Source organism: Thauera sp. 2A1 (assembly GCF_009469595.2).
GTDB lineage: Bacteria > Pseudomonadota > Gammaproteobacteria > Burkholderiales > Rhodocyclaceae > Thauera.
The window spans coordinates 40,163-57,373 of the sequence record NZ_SSXV01000011.1; the positions used below are offsets into that span (position 1 = coordinate 40,163).

Sequence of the window (17,211 nt, forward strand, 5' to 3'; positions counted from 1 at the left end):
CGACCGCCATGAACACACCGTATGAGTTTGGTCCTGGAAAACTCTATTTCCGTCCGGCTGGGGAGCCCTCTGCGGCGTGGCAGTCGTTTGGCGATCTGTCCGCACTGTCGCTGTCGGCGGCGCCGCTGGCCGGCGGCCGCTCGGAGAACTGGAGTGGCAATCGTGGCCGTCTGCCAGGCCAGCCGCTGGCGGGCACGTTGTCGCTGTCGGCGGTGCTGCATCGGCTGACGTCTGCATCGCTGGCCGAGCTGGTGAGCGGCGCGGTGGCCGAACAGGCCGGCGGCGCCGTGTCGAGCTACACGCTGCCGCCCGTGGCGCCAGGCGTGGAGGTGCGGCTGCCGCATCTATGCGTGTCGGACGTGGTCGTGACCGACAGCGCAGCAACGCCGACGACGATCGCCCCCGAGCACTACGCGGTGCACGGCTCATTCGGCGCGGTCGAATTCGTGAGCCTGCCGGATCCCGCCCCTACGCAGCCGCTGCACGTGGCCTATGCGCACCTGGGTGCACATCAGGTGGACCTGCTGACCCAGGCGCCGAGGCCGCTGGAGTTGCGTTACGAGGGCATCAACATCGCGGCGGGTAACGCGCCCTTTGTGCTCGAGCTATGGCAGGTGGAGATTGCGCGGCTGAAAGACCTGGTGCTGCTCGACAGCCAGCGCCGGCTCCCTGGCGTGCCGCTCTCGGGCGACGTGCTGCTCGATACGTCGCGCGCACGGCCGGGCATGCTCGGGGGCTTCGGCCGCTTCACGCAAGCCGTAATGGGCTGATTCTGCTTCGCCCCCAGCCGTGAGGCGGCCCCCCGCTGGCAAGCGCTGGCGAGGGGCGCACCCGCTTCAGCATTGAAACGCTTCATTTACGCGCCCTCGCGCGCGGGCGGGAAGATCGTGTCGTACCCACTGCACACGATCTGGAGTCCGCCCAAATGGAAGTCCTCGAGTATTTTTCCGGCCAAGGCAAGATCTACCTTGGCAAGCGCCTTCCCAGCGGCCTGCCGGGCCCGCTCGCCTGGGTGGGTGACGCGCTGATGGAGTTCGGATTCACTCCGAACGAGACGAAGTTCAAAGAGAACTGGACGGGCCAGCGCGGTGATGCGCTCAAGCTGCCGGGCGAGACCGAAGCCAATCTGCAGATCACCTTCCTGCAGTTCAACCGCGACAACTTCGTCATCGCCACCCGCGGCGCCGTGGTCACGCAAGGCGTCACGCCGGTCGTCGGCCGCGAGATCTCGGCAACGCTGCCCGTCGTCGGCGACGTGCTGCTGCTCAATGCCTTCGGCGTCTCGTCGGTGACGATTGAGGATTCCACCTCCGGCACCCCGAAGACCCTGACACCGGACGTCAACTACAGGCTCGACGCCAAGGCGGGCCAGATCGAGATCATCGACCTGACCTCTGGCGGGCCCTTCGTCGGCGCATTCAAGGCCAGCTTCACCCCGTCGGCGGTCGAGTTCGTCAAGATGATGAGCGGCTCGGGCGACGAGTATTGGGTGCGCTTCGTCGGCATCAACACCGTGCCGGGCGCGCTGTACCCGCACGTTACCGCCGACTTTTATCGCTGGTCGCCGCCGCCGTCCGAAACGATGTCCCTGATCCAGGACGGGCAGTCCCGCCTGGAGGCGCCGCTCGCCGGCTCGCTGCTGGCGGACGCGACGAAGACGGCAAGTGACGATTTCGGCTTCTTCGGCCGCATGACGGTCCAGGCCTGAGGCGCGTCATGAGCAAGGACGAACTGCAGGCACTGTTCCCCGGCCCCGTCCCTGTCAGCGTGGCCGGCCGTGACTTGGAAGTGGGCCCGCTCACGCTGGGCGAGTTGCCCGCGCTGCTGGCCGTGCTGCGCGAGTCGGCCACGTCGCTGGGGGCGGGCTTCGATCCGGTGGCGCTGGTGGTGGAGCATCCCGATCTGGCGATCCGCCTCATCGCGGTGCTCACCCGCCAGGACGCCGACTGGCTCAAGGGCCTGTCGCTCGACGAGGCCGCCGCGCTGCTGGTGGCCGCCATCGAGGCGAACGAAAGTTTTTTCGTCCGCAACGGCCGCGCCCTGGTCGCGGCCATGCAGCGGGCGGTGATGGCGGCTGGGGGCTTGCCGTTGCCCGCCTCGTCGAGTGCGGACACCGCTTCGCCGACGTAAGCGGCTACACGCTCGACCAGGTCGCGGCCTTCGCCCGCGCCCACAACCGCCTCGAGGCCCGCCGTCGCCGCGACGATCTGGTGATCGCCCGCGCCGCACAGGCCGCCGACAAGGGCTTCCGCAAGGTGCTCGCGGCGCTCGAAAAGGAAGCCGGATAAGTCGGCCCCCCGCAACCGCAACCCGATCAGGAACAGCATGGCGCTCGGCGATCAGTCGCTCAATTTCCGCATCACGGCAGACGGTGCGCAGGCTGTGGGCATGCTGCGCAAGTTCGGCCAGGAAGTCGGCGGGCTCCGGCAGCAGGCCGACAGCGTTACACAGAGTTTTCGCCCCCTGCAGGGCGTGCTCAGCGCCATCGGCGCCAGCCTTGGCGCGGCGCAGATCATCCAGACGGCCGACGCCTACGGAACAATGACGGCGCGCCTGCGCCTTGCTACGCAATACACCGCCAATTTCACCGAAGTGCAGGCGGCGCTGAAGCAGGCCGCAACCGAAACCCGCGCCCCATTGCAGGAGACGGTCGAGCTCTATACCCGCCTGGCCCCGGCGCTCAACGGCATCGGTCGCAGCGGCGCCGCCAGCGTGGGCGTCATCACCACCATCAACCAGGCGATTGCGCTGTCAGGCGCCACGGCCGGCGAGGCGCAGGCCTCGCTGATGCAGTTTGGCCAGGGGATGGCGAGCGGCGCCTTGCGCGGAGACGAGCTCAACAGCGTGCTCGAGCAGACTCCGGCGCTGGCCGATGCGATCGCGGAGGGGCTTGGCGTCACCCGCGGCGAGCTACGCAAGCTGGGCGAACAGGGGGCGCTGACGACAGAGGTTGTCGTCAAGGCGCTGGAGAAGGTGTCCGCCCGCGTGGCGGGGGATTTCCGAAGCCTGCCGATGACCGTCGGCCAAGCGGTCACGCTGTTGCAGAACCAGGTGAGCGAGATCGTCGGCACGGCGGATCAGGGGAGTGGCGCGCTACAGGCGATCGCCCGTGCAATCGTGTTCGTGGCGGATGGAATCAAGGATTTCTCGAACGCAGGCGAAACGATCCGCCCATTCGTCGAGTTCATCAGCGATGCCATTGACGGCGTCGCGCGCCTGTTTCGGATCGTTGGCACGGGGCTGGCCGGCTATTCGCTCGCGATAAAACAGGCGCTGTCGGGCGACCTCGAGGGGGCTCTGGCCACATATCGCGAGATCGGCGTTCAGGTCGAGAAAATCCTGCTCGAGCCGATGGCGGCCCAGAAGCGCACGGTGGCAGAGGCCGAAAGCACGGCTAAGGCGCGCGGCAAGATCGAATCCGATCTCGCCACCGAAATCGGCCGACTTGAAAGCCTGCGCGCCGTCATGGCCGGCAAGGCGAACGCCGACATCCTGCTTGACGACAAGGCGCTCCAATCCAAGCGGATCGAGGAAGCGCGCAAGGCCACCGAAGAGCAGCTCAAAGGCACGGAGCGCCTGCGCGATGCGCTGCGTACCGCGTGGGATGGCGCGATCGAAGGCGCACGGCGCGCGAAAGAAGAAGCCGCGGCATTGATGCAGCAAGCGGCCGACGCGCGCCAGTCCGGACAGGACAAGGCAGCCGATCGCCTCATGAAGGGCATGACGCCCGAAGAGCGCGACGCGGAGGCGAGGCGCCAGGCGCGTGACCTCACCGACCAGGCGAGCGGCAGCGCCGCCAGGGCGACCATCAAGGCGTTCGAGGGCGACCTGAAGGGCGCGGAAAAGCTCGCGGCAGAGGCGGCGAAGCAGGCCGAGCGCGCCGAGCGGTTCGCAGAACAGATCACTGACGATCGCGCCGCCGCGAACTTGTTCGAGGAACTGGGCAAGATTCGTTCCGAAGCCCTGAAGGCCCAGGCAAAGATCAAGCAGCAGGAAGCGCAGCAGCAGGAAGAGACGGCGACAGCCATACAGGGGCAAATTCAGGCGGCGGAACAGCGCCTTGTCGTGCTGAAAGCTGAGCTCGCGAAGCCGGTGGGAATCCAGCTCGACATCACCGCGGCTGAAGCCAAGATCAAGACGTTGATCGGGCAGCTCGCCGAGCTCAACGCCAAGGCGGGCGGGGGTGCCGCGCCGGCGCAGGGGGATGTTCGCCGCATCGAGAACGCGATGCAGGGCGGCGCCCAACCTTCCGTGCCCGCCATCACGCCCGAAAAGAAAGTTGAAGTTTCCGCCGACACCGCCAAGGCCGAAACCGCGCTTGAGGGCGTCAAGACGGCCGTCGACGCAATCCCCGCCGAGAAGACCGTTATGGTCAGAACGGTAGGGGACGCAGGCACGTCGTCGTTCAGCGATGCAGCCTCCGCCTGGAACTCGAAACAGAATGGCTTCGCCACGGGCGGCCATGTCCGTGGGCCGGGCTCCGGCACGAGCGACAGCATTCTTGCCCGCCTCAGCAATGGCGAATTCGTCGTGCGCGCGGCGGCCGTCCGACACTACGGCGCCAGCTTTCTAGCTGCGCTCAACAGCATGGCGGTGCCGCGCTTCGCAAGCGGCGGGCTCGTTTCGTCTGCGCTGCAGCCCGCGCTGGCAGACAGCGGCGGCGGCAACACCCCGGTGGTGCTCGACATGGGGCAGCTTGGCCGCTTCGAGACCACCGCGCGCGAGGACGTCGCCGACGAGATCGTGCGCATGTTTCGCCGCGCCGCGCTGTCGAGGGGACGTCGATGAGCCGCCGACAACCGGATCTGACGATCGACGGCCTGCGCCTGCCGCTGCCGATCGCCGGCGAGATCGAGCAGAGCTACGAGTTTTTCGGCGGCTACACGCTGCTCCGGCTCGGTGCGGGCGCGGCGGTCCACCAGGAGGCGTGGCGGCGCATCCGCACCACGCTGAGCGCCAGCGGCATCGCGCCGCCCGGCCTGGATGGCATCGAATGGTCACAGCCCCACACGCTGGGCTGCGTCGCTGCGCGAAGCATCCAGTCGGCCAGCAACGTCATCACGCTCCCCGCCGCGCGCCGCAGCGACGCCGCCCCCTACGGCTGGGCCGTGACCGCAGTCGGTCTGCTCACGCCCACTCCGGTCGCTCTGGCGGGCAACGTCGCAACGCTGACAGTGGTCGCCGGCGCGGCTGGCTACCAGGTTGCGTGGTATCCGCTGCTCACCGTCCGCGCCCCGGCCGGCCCGAGCGTGAGCTACGACGCCGCCGGCGCCGTGGCGGGCTGGCAGCTCACCGCCGAGGAGGTCTGAGCCATGGCCCTGACCTGGACGCCGCGCACGATCGCCGGCCTGGCCGGCAACTGGGTGCGCGCCATGGCGCGACATGGGACACGCACGATCCTCGTCGGCAACGCCGGCGCGCTCTACACGTCGACCGACCACGTCACATGGACCGCCCGCGACTCGCAGCATGCGGACGCAGATCTGTACGGCGTGGCCTCGTCGGGCAGCGTTGCCGTCGTCGTCGGCGAAGGCTGGGGCGCGCCGCTGGGGCGAATCGCGTCGTCGGTCGACGGCATCGCGTGGACCGCTCGAACATCGCCACTCGCCGTGCCATTCGCGTCGGTGGCATACCGGAACGGGCTATTCCTCGCCGGGACCACCAATAGCCGCGTGGTAACGTCGGCCGACGGCGCGACCTGGTCGGCGGCCAGTAGCGTCGTCGAGGCCGACAACTGGGTCAATGGGTTCGCGTACGGGAACGGCATGTACGTTGCCCGCCGCGACTACGGCATCATGTCGTCGCCCACCGGCGCGTCGTGGACGTTGCGCGTCAGCTCCTACGATTACAGCATCAGCGACCTCATCTTCGCCGGCGGTCAGTTTGTGGCGGTTGGCAGTTTTGGCACGGTCCTGCGCTCCTCGGACGGCATCACGTGGACAGTCGGCGCGCTCGGCGCCAGCGGCATGGCCTACTGTCTGACCTACGTCGACGGGGTCTACATTGCCGCCGGTGATGCCGGCCGGATCTGGACATCTACCGATGCGGTGACGTGGACATCACAGATCGTCGCAACTGCAAACTACCGGAGTTGGGGTTTGATCGCGGCAAGCGCCGCCGCGGTCGTCGTCGCAGGCTCCGATGGTCATATTGCGTATTCGCTGGACGCTGGCGCGACGTGGGCGACGCAGGATGCGGCATTCGCCGCGGTCGGGATCAACGCACTGATCGAGGTCGACGGGGTTTTCGTTGCCGCCGCAGACGATGTCATCGGCGTCAGTGAGCTCGACGCCGGCGCGCCGCAGGTCACCTTGCCGATCACCATTTCGGTGGTCGCCGCGGGCGAACGCGTTACCCTACCTGTGCGCCTCTCTGCGGTCGCCCCCGCGGCGCGCGCTCTGCCGCTACGCATCTCGGTCATCGACGGGGCCGCGGTGGGCGGACTCGACGGCGCCGCAGGCTGGGCCGCCGCACCGGCTGGTGCCTGGCGCCCGGTGGTCACGCTCGACGGGGCGGATATCTCCGATCGCCTGCTCGGCGCGGTCACCGTCACGCATTCCCGCGATGCTGCGGCCGTCGCCGAATTCGCCCTGCTGCCCGCCTCGCCTCTGCAGCCGCTCAGCCTCATCGGCCGGCGCGTCACTGTCTCGTTTGCGCGCGCCGACGGCAGCGCCGTGCAGCGCATGTTTACCGGCGTCGTGGACGTGCCGCGCATCGACCTTGCAACCGGCGCCATCACGCTGAGTTGCCACGACCAGGCGCAGGAGGTGTGGAGCAATACGCCGCGCGAGGCGATCGACGCGCTCGTCGGTGGGCGCTGGAGCCTGGCGGTCTCCGGCGAGCCGGCCGACAACCACGCCTATCTGCTCGAGCGGATCCAGTCGCGCGGCGCGTCCTGGGCGCTGGATGTGCTCCAGTCCCCCCGCATCGTTCCGTGGGGCGCGGGCAGCCGCACGCTCACCGTGCGCACAGCCGATGTGCTCGACGAGTCGGTGTCCGTGGACCTGCCCTCGCGCGAACAGCTCCGCACCCGCGTCGCCTGCCGCCTGCAGTACCGCTACACCCGCCTGCGCTATCGCGGCGCGACCGCGCAATGGGCGCAGGACATCAGCTTTTTCAAGCCGCAGGTCACCGCGACGCAGAGCTATCCGGGCAGCGCATTCCTGACCACCGCGATGGTGCAATCGGCCTGCGAGTCGGTGAGCGGCTGGGATCTCGTCGGCACCCCGCGCATCGAGCACCCGCCCGCGCGGAGCTGGCAGATCGGCGACACGATCGCATCGGGGTTTTTCACCATCGACGCGGTCACGGCCCCGGCGCTGGCGATGTCGTTTTCCGCGACGTATTCGACGAGGTGGCGCCAGGTCGTCACAGAGGACTATGCCGTCACCGTGGTGTGCCCGTCGCTCGAAACGCAGATCGGCGCGCCGGTGGGCGAGGAGATCGGCGCCACGCTCGAAAGCGCGTTTGACCAGCCAGACTGGGAGCGCGACCCGTCGCTCGAGCCGATGCTCAGCAACACCTACGGAGCCGGCGACATGCACGAGGACTGGCAGCCCGCGGGGTTCGACCCTGCAGCGCGCGACGAGGCGCTGCGCACGCTGCTCGACCGCGCGTGGGTGCGGCTCTGGCGCGCCAGCCGATCAGGCCGCGTGTCTTTCGGCGTGCCCCTGCGCCCCGACATTTGGCTCGATACCCGCATCGTGCTCGAGCACGCCCGGCTCCGCGCGTCGGGCGACGTGCAGGAAGTCACGCACACCATGGATCCGGGTTCGGGCCACGCCATCAGCACGCTCACCCTGGCGGTCGGCATGCCCGGCGCCGCCTCGGCGGCGCACCCTGCATGGTCGCTACCGGCCAGCCCGGCGGATGGCTACGTGCCGCCGCTCGCCGCGCATTCGTTCGAGATCGGCACTTACGTGGGCGGGCAGATCGGCTCGCCGCCCTTCAACGAGACAACGATGATCGGCTTCACCACCAACCTCAGCGGCCCGTCCGTCGCGGGCCGCAACTACTACCCGCACCAGCTCAGCATGCGTGCGCCCGACGTCGCCCCCGAGGATCGCAATCCGCTCGATCTGCCGGCTGTCGCGCAGATCGATGTCGCAATCCCCACCGACACCCTGGAGGTCAGTTAGATGGCCCTGACTTGGAAGTGCTACGCCGACCCGGGTCTCACAGTCGAGCTAACCACGCTCGACATGCAGCAGGCCACCAGCGGCGCCCCCGCGGACGCGGTCATTTACTTCGGCAGCGTTAGCCCCAATCTGACGTTGCAGGCCGCGAGCGCACCCGGCACCGACCCGATCGCGTTCAGCATCATCGACGCCAACGCCGGTACTGGATTACCTGCGACGGCAATTCGCCTGGCACTCAGCTACGCAGGCCTCGCCAGCGCCACGCCGGGCGCGGCTCTCAACATTGGCACGACATTGTCGAGCGGTGCGGCCAACAAAGTGGCGATCTACGTGCGCGCCACCTCCGGGTCATCAACCCCGGCGACGTTCACCGACCTGTCGCTGCAGACCTCGCTCTGCGTCGAGGCCTGACATGCCCGCGCCGTCGTCGCCGCTGCAGGACGCCATCGACCGCCTGGTCAAGCGGGAGCCCGGCTGGGAAAAGTTCAAGCGCCCGCCGGACAAGGGCGGCCGGCCGGGCGCTGTCTCCACCGGCCGTCCGTCGGCGACGGGCGGCAACGGCCAGCAGGTCGCCCTCGAAGAGCTCGACGCCTCACTGCGCGAATACTGGGGTGCCAAGATTCTGACGAGCAGCGACGGCCTGTTCACGATCGAGGTCGAACCGCTCAAGAAGCTGAGGCTCAAAGACGGATCGGACTTCCTCTTCGCTGAACCCCCTGCATGATCGACAAGAACTCGCCTGCACCATCGCCAGGGCGCGTCACGCTTTTCGGCGACCCGTGGCACGGCCTATGGACACAGTCGACCGGCCTGATCCACACCGCGTCAGGCCGTGCCGTTCCGACGCTCGGCCAGGCCCCGCAGCCCGGCCCGATGCAGTACGAGTCCCGCATCGGCGACGCCTTCGGGGTGCAGGTGCCGGGCCATCCGCTGGTGGAGCGCTCGTCCGCCGCAGCGGCTGCAGACGATGCCGCCGGCCGAAGCTGGCCCAACTACGGCATCCTCGCTGGGGCTCGCCGGCGGCTGTACGGCAAGCCGCTGCACATCAATCAATTCGCGGCGTTGCGGAGCTGGATCTACATCGATCCGGACGGCGGCCGTTGGCTTATCACGGTCGGGCAAAACGGCGGCACCGAGATCACGGCGACGCGATTCGGAGTATTCCCGCGGGCTATGGGTGAGCCGACGGCCGCGCAGACGGTTTATCCGGAGATCGATCGGCCGTTTGCCCCCGGCTCGCAAGACCTGTACGCCATAGACGACGCATCGTCGGACGGGGCGCTCGCAATACTCGTCCTGGGTCGGCTGTATGGCGAAAAGACGAATTTGCAGTATCGCGATGTCGTGCGGATCTGGAAGATCGAACTCGCTGGCGTGCCGCCCGCGATGATGGCCACTGCGACGCTCATCTATTTCAAGCCGACAACAGAAGGCGGTAACCGGGTCGAAGTGATCCACCCCGCAACGCTGACAAGGGTGGGGCGCGTCCGCTACACGATCTTAAATCCAGGGCCGGACTATTACCTGGCCTATGACATCAACGACTATCCGACCTGGGAAGAGGTTCAGTCGTCGCTGCCGCCAGACCACACGGTGGTGGATTCTGATGCGTTCATCGCCGGTGAATCTGGCTCCGTATACTGTGATGTCTCGACTGTTTTCGGCGCCGTCATTCACGACGGTGCGGCGCAACTCGTGCGCATCGAAGAACAGTACGTCATCACCGCAAACTATGAGATCGACGACGCGGCGGTCGCTTCGGGGGCCTCGTCGGTATCGGCCACGGGCGAGATCGTGGAGTCGTGCAGCATGCGCCTGCGGCTATACGACGGCGGCCCCGAGGTCGTGTGCCCCGCGACGACACTGACCACTCTGTCGGGCACGCTGGGTGGGTCCGTTCCATCCGGTAGCACCACAAACTGGCTGACAAGCACGGAAACGACCGCTGGTACGCTCAACGGCGTCAATGTGCCTGTCGCGACGCAGTTCGACTGGTTTGGCGTTGGCCAGTTCGGATTTACGTACGTGGCTAGCCGGCTGAGCAACCGTGCCTGGTCGCTGCTCTGCTACAACTACCTCGGGGAGACCGGCTCATCCGGCAATGCCTCGATGGGGCATCAGCACATCGGCGTGGTCGGCGTCTCTTCGGCGCAGCAGCTCAATCGCACGCTGTCGATCGGCGCATCCAGCCTGCACGGCTTCGCGTCCGCTCACCCGATCACCGGCGTCATCGACTGGGACGCTGGCGACCCGCGCTGCTGGGTGTGACGGAGTCTCGTTTCCCGGCGGATACGCTTTGCGCACCTCTCAAATTTGTTTTCTAAGCGCAAACTCCACGCTTCACTATTTATCGCGCTGCGTATGGCTCATTTTTCGCGCGCGGCATTACGCGCAACTTCCGTTTGACCGCCCCGCCCCCACATGGTTAAATGCGAATCATTGTTGTTTGCAAGATCAAACTCGTGACCCAGCCGTCCCATCCCGATTCGACCGAGCCTGCTCGCCAGTTTCACGCGTCGCCAGGCACGCCGCCCGGCTCGGTGCGGACGCTGTCCAGCGCCGATCTGCTGGACGGCCGTCACGCGGTGGAAATCGAGCATCTGGGCACGCGCTACGTGCTGCGCGCGACGCGCAGCGGCAAGCTGATCCTGACCAAATGAATCCAGTTGAGGCATGGACCTCTGGCGAGGCTAGACTATGTATGTCTGCGTCTGCAATGCAGTGACCGAAAGTCATATTCTCGAGGCTGCCCGCAACGGCATGACCCGGCTGCGGCAACTGCGGGAGACACTGGGCGTGACCGCGGAATGCGGGCGGTGCGCCAAGTGTGCCCACCAGTGCCTGCGCGATGCCTTGGGGTTGTCCGCAATCCCGGACACGACAGTTTTACGGACGCAGTCGGACACCCGGTTTTCCCTCGCTACGGAGGCCACATGAAAGGCGACAAGAAGGTCATCCAGTTTCTGAACAAGCAGCTCACCACCGAGCTCACGGCCATCAACCAGTATTTCCTGCATGCGCGCATGTACAAGAACTGGGGTCTGGTGAAGCTGGGCAAGCACGAGTACGACGAATCCATCGAGGAGATGAAGCACGCCGACAAGTTGATCGAACGCGTGCTGTTCCTCGAAGGCCTGCCCAACCTGCAGAACCTCAACAAGCTGCTGATCGGCGAGAACGTGCCTGAATGCCTGCATGGCGATCTCAAGCTCGAGCAAGGCGGCCGCGCCGACCTGATCGAGGCGATCGCCCATTGCGAGTCCTGCCGCGACTACGTCTCTCGCGAGATCTTCGAGGAGATTCTCGAGGACACGGAAGAGCACATCGATTACCTCGAGACCCAGCTCGGCCTGATCGAAGCCGTCGGCCTGCAGAACTACCTGCAATCACAGATGGACGCTGACGCTTCCTGACTGCGCCCCGGACTGCCGGCCGCCCGAGCCGCGCCGGTGGTTCTCCCTTCGCCTTGCCGCCAATGAACGCTGCCTCCGCTGCCCTGCCGCTGCCCCCGGTCTCCATGTCCACGCCTGCCATGCACGGACCCGTCGGTTTCGGCCAGCAAGGCTTGCGCAGACGGGGCGGCGACGGCAAGCCCGCGCCGCTTCGGCGAGCCTCGCTGGCAATCCTGGTCGCGGCAGCGCATGCGGCAGGGCTGCTGGCGATCGGCTGGATCGCGCAACACAAGAGGGTCGAGCCCGTCGAGCGGCCGATCGAGGTCGCCCTGATCCAGGGCGAAGCCCCCAGGCCGCCCGCTCCGCCGCCACCCATGCCCGAAGTCCGGCAGCCGGCGCCGCCCGCACCGCCCAAGGTCCAGGCCCGTCCGCAACCCCGGCCGCGGCCGCAGCCGGTGGTGAAGCAGGCGAGCGTGGCACCCGCGCCGGCAAGCACCTCACCCAGCGCGATCAGTGCCGAGGCACCCACCGCAGCGCCGGCGCCGGCTGTCGCCGCTCAGGCACCCGCCCCCGCCGCACCGCCTGCGCCGGCGCCCGTCACCGCGGCGCGCTTCGATGCCGACTACCTCAACAACCCGGCGCCACCCTACCCGCCGCTGTCGCGCCGCCTGCGCGAGGAAGGCAAGGTCACATTGAAGGTGCTGGTCTCCGCCGCCGGCCTGCCGGAGCGCATCGAGCTCGCGCGCAGCTCGGGCTCCGAGCGGCTCGATCGCGCCGCGGAAGATGCGGTGCGGCGCTGGAAGTTCGTCGCCGCCCGGCAGGGCGAACAGTCCATCGAATCCTGGGTGCTCGTGCCCATCATCTTCAAACTGCAGGAAAGCTGAACATGGAAACCTCTCAGGCCTTCGGTCTGGCCCATCTCTGGGCGCAAGCCGATCTCGTCATCCGCGGCGTGGCGCTCATGCTGCTGGTGATGTCGATCACCAGCTGGTACCTCATCCTGTTGCGCATTGCGCGACAAGTCCGTGCACGCCGCTTCGACGGCGCGGTGGAAGCCTTCTGGTCCGCTCCCGACCTCGGGCAAGGCCTCAGGCGCCTTGCCCAGCAGGCAGCGGGTTCGCCCTTCGAGGCGCTCGCCCAGCAGGGCGCCGCTGCCGCCGATCACGTCCGCCGCCACACGCATCAAGGCAGCCTGGGCAGCACCCTGGACGCCGACGAGGTGATCACCCGCGCGCTGCGCAAGTCGATCGCGCTGTCCACCGCCAGCCTGGAATCGGGCATGACGCTGCTGGCGTCCATCGGCTCCACTGCGCCCTTCGTCGGCCTCTTCGGCACGGTGTGGGGCATCTATCACGCGCTGGTGAACATCAGCGTGTCCGGTGCGGCGACGCTCGACAAGGTGGCCGGACCGGTGGGCGAGGCGCTGATCATGACCGCCTTCGGCCTCTTCGTCGCGATCCCCGCAGTGCTGGCCTACAACTGGATGACGCGCTCGAACCGGCTTGAGCTGTCCGAGCTCGACGCCTTCGCCCACGACCTGCACGCCTGGTTCTCGACCGGCTCGCGCATCGTGCCGCTGAACGAGCTGCAGGGCGGCAGCAGCACCCCGGCAAGCATCCGCCCGGCCACCAGCGGAGCGGCATGATGGCGTTCGGCGGATTCAGCCAGGGCGACGCACGCGCCCCGCAGAGCGACATCAACATGGTGCCGCTCATCGACGTGATGCTGGTGCTGCTGATCGTCTTCATGATCACCGCGCCGCTGCTGACCCACTCGGTGAAGATCGACCTGCCGCAGGCGGCGAGCCAGCCCACGGTGGAAAAACCAGAAACCGTCACCCTCGCGCTCGACGCCGAAGGCCGCATGTTCTGGAACGACCAGCCGCTGGACGCCGCCGCGCTGCCCGGCCGCCTGGCCGAGGCGGCCGCGAAGTCGCCGCAGCCCGAGCTGCACCTGCGTGCAGACCAGAACACCCGCTACCAGAAGCTCGCCGAAGTGATGTCCCAGGCGCGCACCGCCGGCATCGAGAAGATGGGCTTCATCACGGTGCCGCAGCAGCCGTAGTCATCGAACCGCCGGCCGTCACACCGGCGGCGGCAACCCCGGTGGCGGCGCCTCCGGTAGCGTGGCCGCACGGCCGCGCAGCGGCCTGGCCCGCACCCGGTCCTGACGGGGCACCGCTCATCGCGTGTGCCCCGTCTGCATTCCTGGTAGCCAACGGCGCATGTACAGCGCGATACACATCGGCCGGGCGCGAACCTCTATGCTTCGTCCATGGTCTCGTACCGTAGACACCAGACAATCGCCCCACGACAGCCCTCCCCTGCCCGATGAGTTCCGACGCCCCCCCTCGCCCGTCACGCTGGAAACGTCCCGCCCTGTACCTCGCCATCGTTGCCGCGCTCGCCTGCGCCACCTGGTTCGCATGGCCCCGGATTTTCGGCAAGACCGACGAACAGACGAAGTACCAATTCACCACCGTGCAGCGCGGCGACATCGAGGACGTGGTGACCGCCACCGGCACGCTGCAGCCGCGCAACTACGTGGATGTGGGTGCGCAGGTCTCGGGCCAGTTGAAGAAGATCCACGTGGACGTGGGTTCCGAGGTCAAGGAGGGCGAACTGCTGGCCGAGATCGACCCCACCGTGTATCTGGCCAGGGTCGACGCCTCGCGCGCGCAACTGCGCAACCTCCGCGCCCAGCTCAAGGACCGGGAGGCACAGCTCACCCTGGCAGGCATCCAGTTGCGCCGCCAGACGGCGCTGATGGCCGAGGACGCCACCACCAAGGAGACGCTGCAGACCGCCGAGGCGACGCAGAAGTCGGCCCAGGCCCAGTTGGAGGCGCTGCGCGCGCAGATCGAGCAGATCGAATCCACCCTGCGCGCCGACGAGGCCAACCTGCAGTACTCGCGCATCCTGTCACCGATGACCGGCACCGTCGTTTCCATCACCGCGCGCCAGGGCCAGACGCTGAACACCAACCAGCAGGCGCCGGTGATCCTGCGGGTGGCCGACCTCAATACGATGACCGTGCAGACCCAGGTGTCGGAAGCCGACGTGAGCCGGCTCAAGCTCGGCATGGACGCCTACTTCACCACGCTGGGCGGCCAGAGCAAGCGCTGGTACGGCAAGCTGGAAAAAGTGGAGCCCACGCCCACGGTGACCAACAACGTGGTGCTGTACAACGCGCTGTTCGACGTCCCCAACGCCGACGGCCATTTGATGACGCAGATGACCGCACAGGTGTTCTTCGTCGTCGCACAGGCGAAGGATGTGCTGGTGGTACCGATGGCAGCGCTGAGCCAGGGCGGGCGCGGGCCGCGTGCGCAGGGCGGCGGGACCCCCGCCGCAGCACAGGCAAGTGTGCCGGCAGGGGCGCCGGCTGGCGCATCGCGCACGGGCGGCGATGCCACCCGGAGCGCAGCGGGCCAGGCTGACCAGGCCGCTGCCCCGCGTCCGCGCCAGCGCAGCGTCCGCGTCGCGACCGATGGCGGCACCCTGGAAGAGCGCAAGGTCGAGATCGGCGTATCGAACCGCGTGCAGGCGCAGGTGCTGTCCGGCCTCGCCGAAGGCGAGCGCGTGGTCGCCGGCCTCACCACGCCGGGCAGCAACGGCAGCGGCGCCACGCCGCGCATGCCGCCGCGGCTATGAAGCGCGACACGTTCGGCAGCCCGGCGACGGACGCGGCGCGCAGCGCCGAGCCCCCCGCCCGCGTCCCGCTCATCGAGCTGTCGGGCATCACCCGCAGCTTCATCAACGGCGAGGTCGAGACCCGGGTGCTGCACGGCATCGACCTGAGCATCTACCCGGGCGAGTTCGTGGCCATCGTCGGCGCCTCGGGTTCGGGCAAATCCACGCTGATGAACATCCTCGGCTGCCTCGACCGCCCGAGCAGCGGCATCTACCACTTCATGGGCAGGGACGTGGCCGGCTTCGACCGCGACGAGCTCGCGCGCCTGCGGCGCGAGGCCTTCGGCTTCGTGTTCCAGAGCTACAACCTGATCGGCGGTGCCAGCGCGCGTGAGAACGTCGAGGTGCCGGCGGTCTACTCGGGCATGCCGCCAGCCGAGCGCCATGCGCGCGCCGAGCAGTTGCTCGCCGCCCTCGGCCTGGGCGAACGCACGCGTCACCGCCCCAACCAGCTCTCCGGCGGCCAGCAGCAGCGGGTGTCGATCGCGCGCGCGCTGATGAACGGCGGCCGCATCATCCTCGCCGACGAGCCCACCGGCGCGCTCGACAGCAAGAGCGGCGAGGAGGTCATGAAGCTGCTGCGACAGCTTTCGGCCGAAGGCCACACGATCATCCTGATCACGCACGAACGCGAGGTCGCCGAGCAGGCGCAGCGCATCATCGAGATCCGCGACGGCCGCATCGTCACCGATCCGGGGCCCAAGCCGCCACAGGGGCCGGAGCCGGATTTCACGCCGCACGTCGATCGCACCTCCTCGCTGTCCGATGTGCTGGAGGCGACCCGCACGGCGCTGCGCGCGCTGCGGGCCAACGTCTTCCGCGCCATCCTGACGCTGCTCGGCATCGTCATCGGCGTCGCCTCGGTGATCGCGATGCTGGCCATCGGCGACGGCGCCAAGCAGAAGGTGGTCGACCAGATCAGCGCCATGGGCACCAACCTGCTCACCGTGCGCCCCGGCGCGCCCAACCAGCGCGGGCGCGACACCACCGCCACGCTGGTGATCGAGGACGTACGCGCCATCGCCGAGTTGCCCAACGTGCTCGCCTCGGTGCCGGAGCAGGGCGCGGGCGTCACCGTGCGCTACGGCAACACCGACCAGCGCACCACGGTCAACGCCACCTCGTCCGAATACAGCCTGGCGCGCAACTGGGACGTGGCCACCGGCACCTTCTTCAGCGCCGCCGACGAAGCGCGCTACGCCACCGTCGCAGTGCTCGGCCAGACGACGGCGCGGGCGCTGTTCGGCGACGCCGACCCGATCGGCCAGTACGTGCTGGTCAATAACATCCCCTTCCAGGTCATCGGCACGATGACGCCAAAGGGCGCCACACCCTGGGGACAGGACCAGGACGACATCGTCTTCGTGCCCTTCACCACCGGCAGCCTGCGCCTGACCGGCCAGCGCTTCCTGCGCAACGTCACGGTAGCGGTGGAAGACGTGTCGCGCATCGACGACACGCAGGCCGAGGTGAGCCAGTTGCTGCTGGCGCGCCACGGGGTGGAAGATTTCCAGATCCGCAACATGGCCTCGGTGATCGCCACCGTGAGCGAGACACAGAACACGCTCACCGTGCTGCTCGGCACCGTGGCGGCGATTTCGCTGCTGGTGGGCGGCATCGGCGTCATGAACATCATGCTGGTGTCGGTCACCGAGCGCACGCGCGAGATCGGCATCCGCATGGCCACCGGCGCGCGCATGCGCAACATCCTGCAGCAGTTCCTCATCGAGGCGCTCGTCGTGTCCGCGGTCGGCGGCCTCGTCGGCGTGGCCGTGGGGCTGGGCAGCGCGGCCCTCATCGCCAGCTTCGGCACGCCGATCCGCTATTCGGTGATGCCGGTAGTGCTGGCCTTCGGCTGCGCCTTCGCCACCGGGCTGGTGTTCGGCTGGCTGCCGGCGCGCAAGGCCGCAAGGCTGGACCCGGTCGTCGCGCTGGCGTCGGAATGAACCAGCCACGACCCGTTGGAGCGGACCGGGGCGCGATCGGGAC

Annotated in this window: 17 protein-coding genes; all 17 read left to right on the top strand. The window is 68.0% G+C overall.

The features are described from left to right. The first annotated feature begins 8 nt into the window (after positions 1–8). On the top strand, positions 9–770 hold the full coding sequence (locus tag GH664_RS11800) for a hypothetical protein (protein WP_153168271.1): 762 nt from the start codon (positions 9–11) through the stop codon (positions 768–770). A 155-nt stretch (positions 771–925) separates the two neighbouring features. Continuing rightward, on the top strand, positions 926–1,708 hold the full coding sequence (locus GH664_RS11805) for a hypothetical protein (RefSeq protein WP_153168272.1): 783 nt from the start codon (positions 926–928) through the stop codon (positions 1,706–1,708). An 8-nt stretch (positions 1,709–1,716) separates the two neighbouring features. Beyond that, positions 1,717–2,130: a hypothetical protein gene (locus GH664_RS11810; protein WP_153168273.1), complete on the top strand. Its 414-nt coding sequence runs from the start codon at positions 1,717–1,719 to the stop codon at positions 2,128–2,130. A 195-nt stretch (positions 2,131–2,325) separates the two neighbouring features. Beyond that, positions 2,326–4,788 (top strand): tape measure protein, encoded by a 2,463-nt coding sequence (locus tag GH664_RS11815; RefSeq protein ID WP_153168274.1) that lies wholly within the window; start codon positions 2,326–2,328, stop codon positions 4,786–4,788. Continuing rightward, complete coding sequence (locus GH664_RS11820) at positions 4,785–5,309, top strand: hypothetical protein (RefSeq protein WP_153168275.1); 525 nt, start codon at positions 4,785–4,787, stop codon at positions 5,307–5,309. The genes GH664_RS11815 and GH664_RS11820 overlap by 4 nt, the downstream gene beginning before the upstream one ends. A 3-nt stretch (positions 5,310–5,312) precedes the next feature. Then, entirely contained in the window at positions 5,313–8,138 is a 2,826-nt protein-coding gene (locus tag GH664_RS11825; RefSeq protein ID WP_153168276.1) for a hypothetical protein, read from the top strand. Further along, entirely contained in the window at positions 8,139–8,549 is a 411-nt protein-coding gene (locus tag GH664_RS11830) for a hypothetical protein (RefSeq protein ID WP_153168277.1), read from the top strand. Position 8,550: 1 nt separating this feature from the next. After that, the gene (locus GH664_RS11835; protein ID WP_153168278.1) at positions 8,551–8,862 is read left to right on the top strand and encodes a hypothetical protein; all 312 of its coding nucleotides are present in this window, start codon (positions 8,551–8,553) and stop codon (positions 8,860–8,862) included. After that, a complete protein-coding gene (locus GH664_RS11840; protein WP_153168279.1) occupies positions 8,859–10,406 on the top strand; it encodes a hypothetical protein in 1,548 nt (515 codons plus the stop codon). The genes GH664_RS11835 and GH664_RS11840 overlap by 4 nt, the downstream gene beginning before the upstream one ends. A 194-nt stretch (positions 10,407–10,600) precedes the next feature. Further along, positions 10,601–10,798: a hemin uptake protein HemP gene (gene hemP, locus GH664_RS11845; protein ID WP_228111483.1), complete on the top strand. Its 198-nt coding sequence runs from the start codon at positions 10,601–10,603 to the stop codon at positions 10,796–10,798. A gap of 37 nt (positions 10,799–10,835) precedes the next feature. Beyond that, positions 10,836–11,075 carry a (2Fe-2S)-binding protein gene (locus GH664_RS11850; protein ID WP_153168281.1) on the top strand — a complete coding sequence of 80 codons (240 nt, stop codon included), beginning with the start codon at positions 10,836–10,838 and terminating at the stop codon, positions 11,073–11,075. Further along, positions 11,072–11,551: a bacterioferritin gene (gene bfr, locus GH664_RS11855; protein WP_153168282.1), complete on the top strand. Its 480-nt coding sequence runs from the start codon at positions 11,072–11,074 to the stop codon at positions 11,549–11,551. The genes GH664_RS11850 and bfr overlap by 4 nt, the downstream gene beginning before the upstream one ends. Positions 11,552–11,613: 62 nt before the next feature. Then, positions 11,614–12,414, top strand: a complete 801-nt coding sequence (locus tag GH664_RS11860) for an energy transducer TonB (RefSeq protein WP_228111484.1) — start codon at positions 11,614–11,616, stop codon at positions 12,412–12,414. A 2-nt stretch (positions 12,415–12,416) separates the two neighbouring features. Beyond that, positions 12,417–13,175: a MotA/TolQ/ExbB proton channel family protein gene (locus GH664_RS11865; protein ID WP_153168283.1), complete on the top strand. Its 759-nt coding sequence runs from the start codon at positions 12,417–12,419 to the stop codon at positions 13,173–13,175. Then, on the top strand, positions 13,175–13,594 hold the full coding sequence (locus GH664_RS11870; protein ID WP_153168359.1) for a biopolymer transporter ExbD: 420 nt from the start codon (positions 13,175–13,177) through the stop codon (positions 13,592–13,594). Before GH664_RS11865 ends, GH664_RS11870 begins: the two co-directional genes overlap by 1 nt. 266 nt (positions 13,595–13,860) lie before the next feature. Continuing rightward, positions 13,861–15,183, top strand: a complete 1,323-nt coding sequence (locus tag GH664_RS11875) for an efflux RND transporter periplasmic adaptor subunit (protein WP_153168284.1) — start codon at positions 13,861–13,863, stop codon at positions 15,181–15,183. Then, a complete protein-coding gene (locus GH664_RS11880) occupies positions 15,180–17,168 on the top strand; it encodes a MacB family efflux pump subunit (protein ID WP_153168285.1) in 1,989 nt (662 codons plus the stop codon). The genes GH664_RS11875 and GH664_RS11880 overlap by 4 nt, the downstream gene beginning before the upstream one ends. Positions 17,169–17,211: the final 43 nt, after the last annotated feature.

Coding starts and splice junctions, on each gene's coding strand:
- GH664_RS11800 (WP_153168271.1), top strand. CDS start 9: ATGAACACACCGTATGAGTTTGGTCCTGGAAAACTCTATTTCCGTCCG.
- GH664_RS11805 (WP_153168272.1), top strand. CDS start 926: ATGGAAGTCCTCGAGTATTTTTCCGGCCAAGGCAAGATCTACCTTGGC.
- GH664_RS11810 (WP_153168273.1), top strand. CDS start 1,717: ATGAGCAAGGACGAACTGCAGGCACTGTTCCCCGGCCCCGTCCCTGTC.
- GH664_RS11815 (WP_153168274.1), top strand. CDS start 2,326: ATGGCGCTCGGCGATCAGTCGCTCAATTTCCGCATCACGGCAGACGGT.
- GH664_RS11820 (WP_153168275.1), top strand. CDS start 4,785: ATGAGCCGCCGACAACCGGATCTGACGATCGACGGCCTGCGCCTGCCG.
- GH664_RS11825 (WP_153168276.1), top strand. CDS start 5,313: ATGGCCCTGACCTGGACGCCGCGCACGATCGCCGGCCTGGCCGGCAAC.
- GH664_RS11830 (WP_153168277.1), top strand. CDS start 8,139: ATGGCCCTGACTTGGAAGTGCTACGCCGACCCGGGTCTCACAGTCGAG.
- GH664_RS11835 (WP_153168278.1), top strand. CDS start 8,551: ATGCCCGCGCCGTCGTCGCCGCTGCAGGACGCCATCGACCGCCTGGTC.
- GH664_RS11840 (WP_153168279.1), top strand. CDS start 8,859: ATGATCGACAAGAACTCGCCTGCACCATCGCCAGGGCGCGTCACGCTT.
- GH664_RS11850 (WP_153168281.1), top strand. CDS start 10,836: ATGTATGTCTGCGTCTGCAATGCAGTGACCGAAAGTCATATTCTCGAG.
- bfr (WP_153168282.1), top strand. CDS start 11,072: ATGAAAGGCGACAAGAAGGTCATCCAGTTTCTGAACAAGCAGCTCACC.
- GH664_RS11860 (WP_228111484.1), top strand. CDS start 11,614: ATGAACGCTGCCTCCGCTGCCCTGCCGCTGCCCCCGGTCTCCATGTCC.
- GH664_RS11865 (WP_153168283.1), top strand. CDS start 12,417: ATGGAAACCTCTCAGGCCTTCGGTCTGGCCCATCTCTGGGCGCAAGCC.
- GH664_RS11870 (WP_153168359.1), top strand. CDS start 13,175: ATGGCGTTCGGCGGATTCAGCCAGGGCGACGCACGCGCCCCGCAGAGC.
- GH664_RS11875 (WP_153168284.1), top strand. CDS start 13,861: ATGAGTTCCGACGCCCCCCCTCGCCCGTCACGCTGGAAACGTCCCGCC.
- GH664_RS11880 (WP_153168285.1), top strand. CDS start 15,180: ATGAAGCGCGACACGTTCGGCAGCCCGGCGACGGACGCGGCGCGCAGC.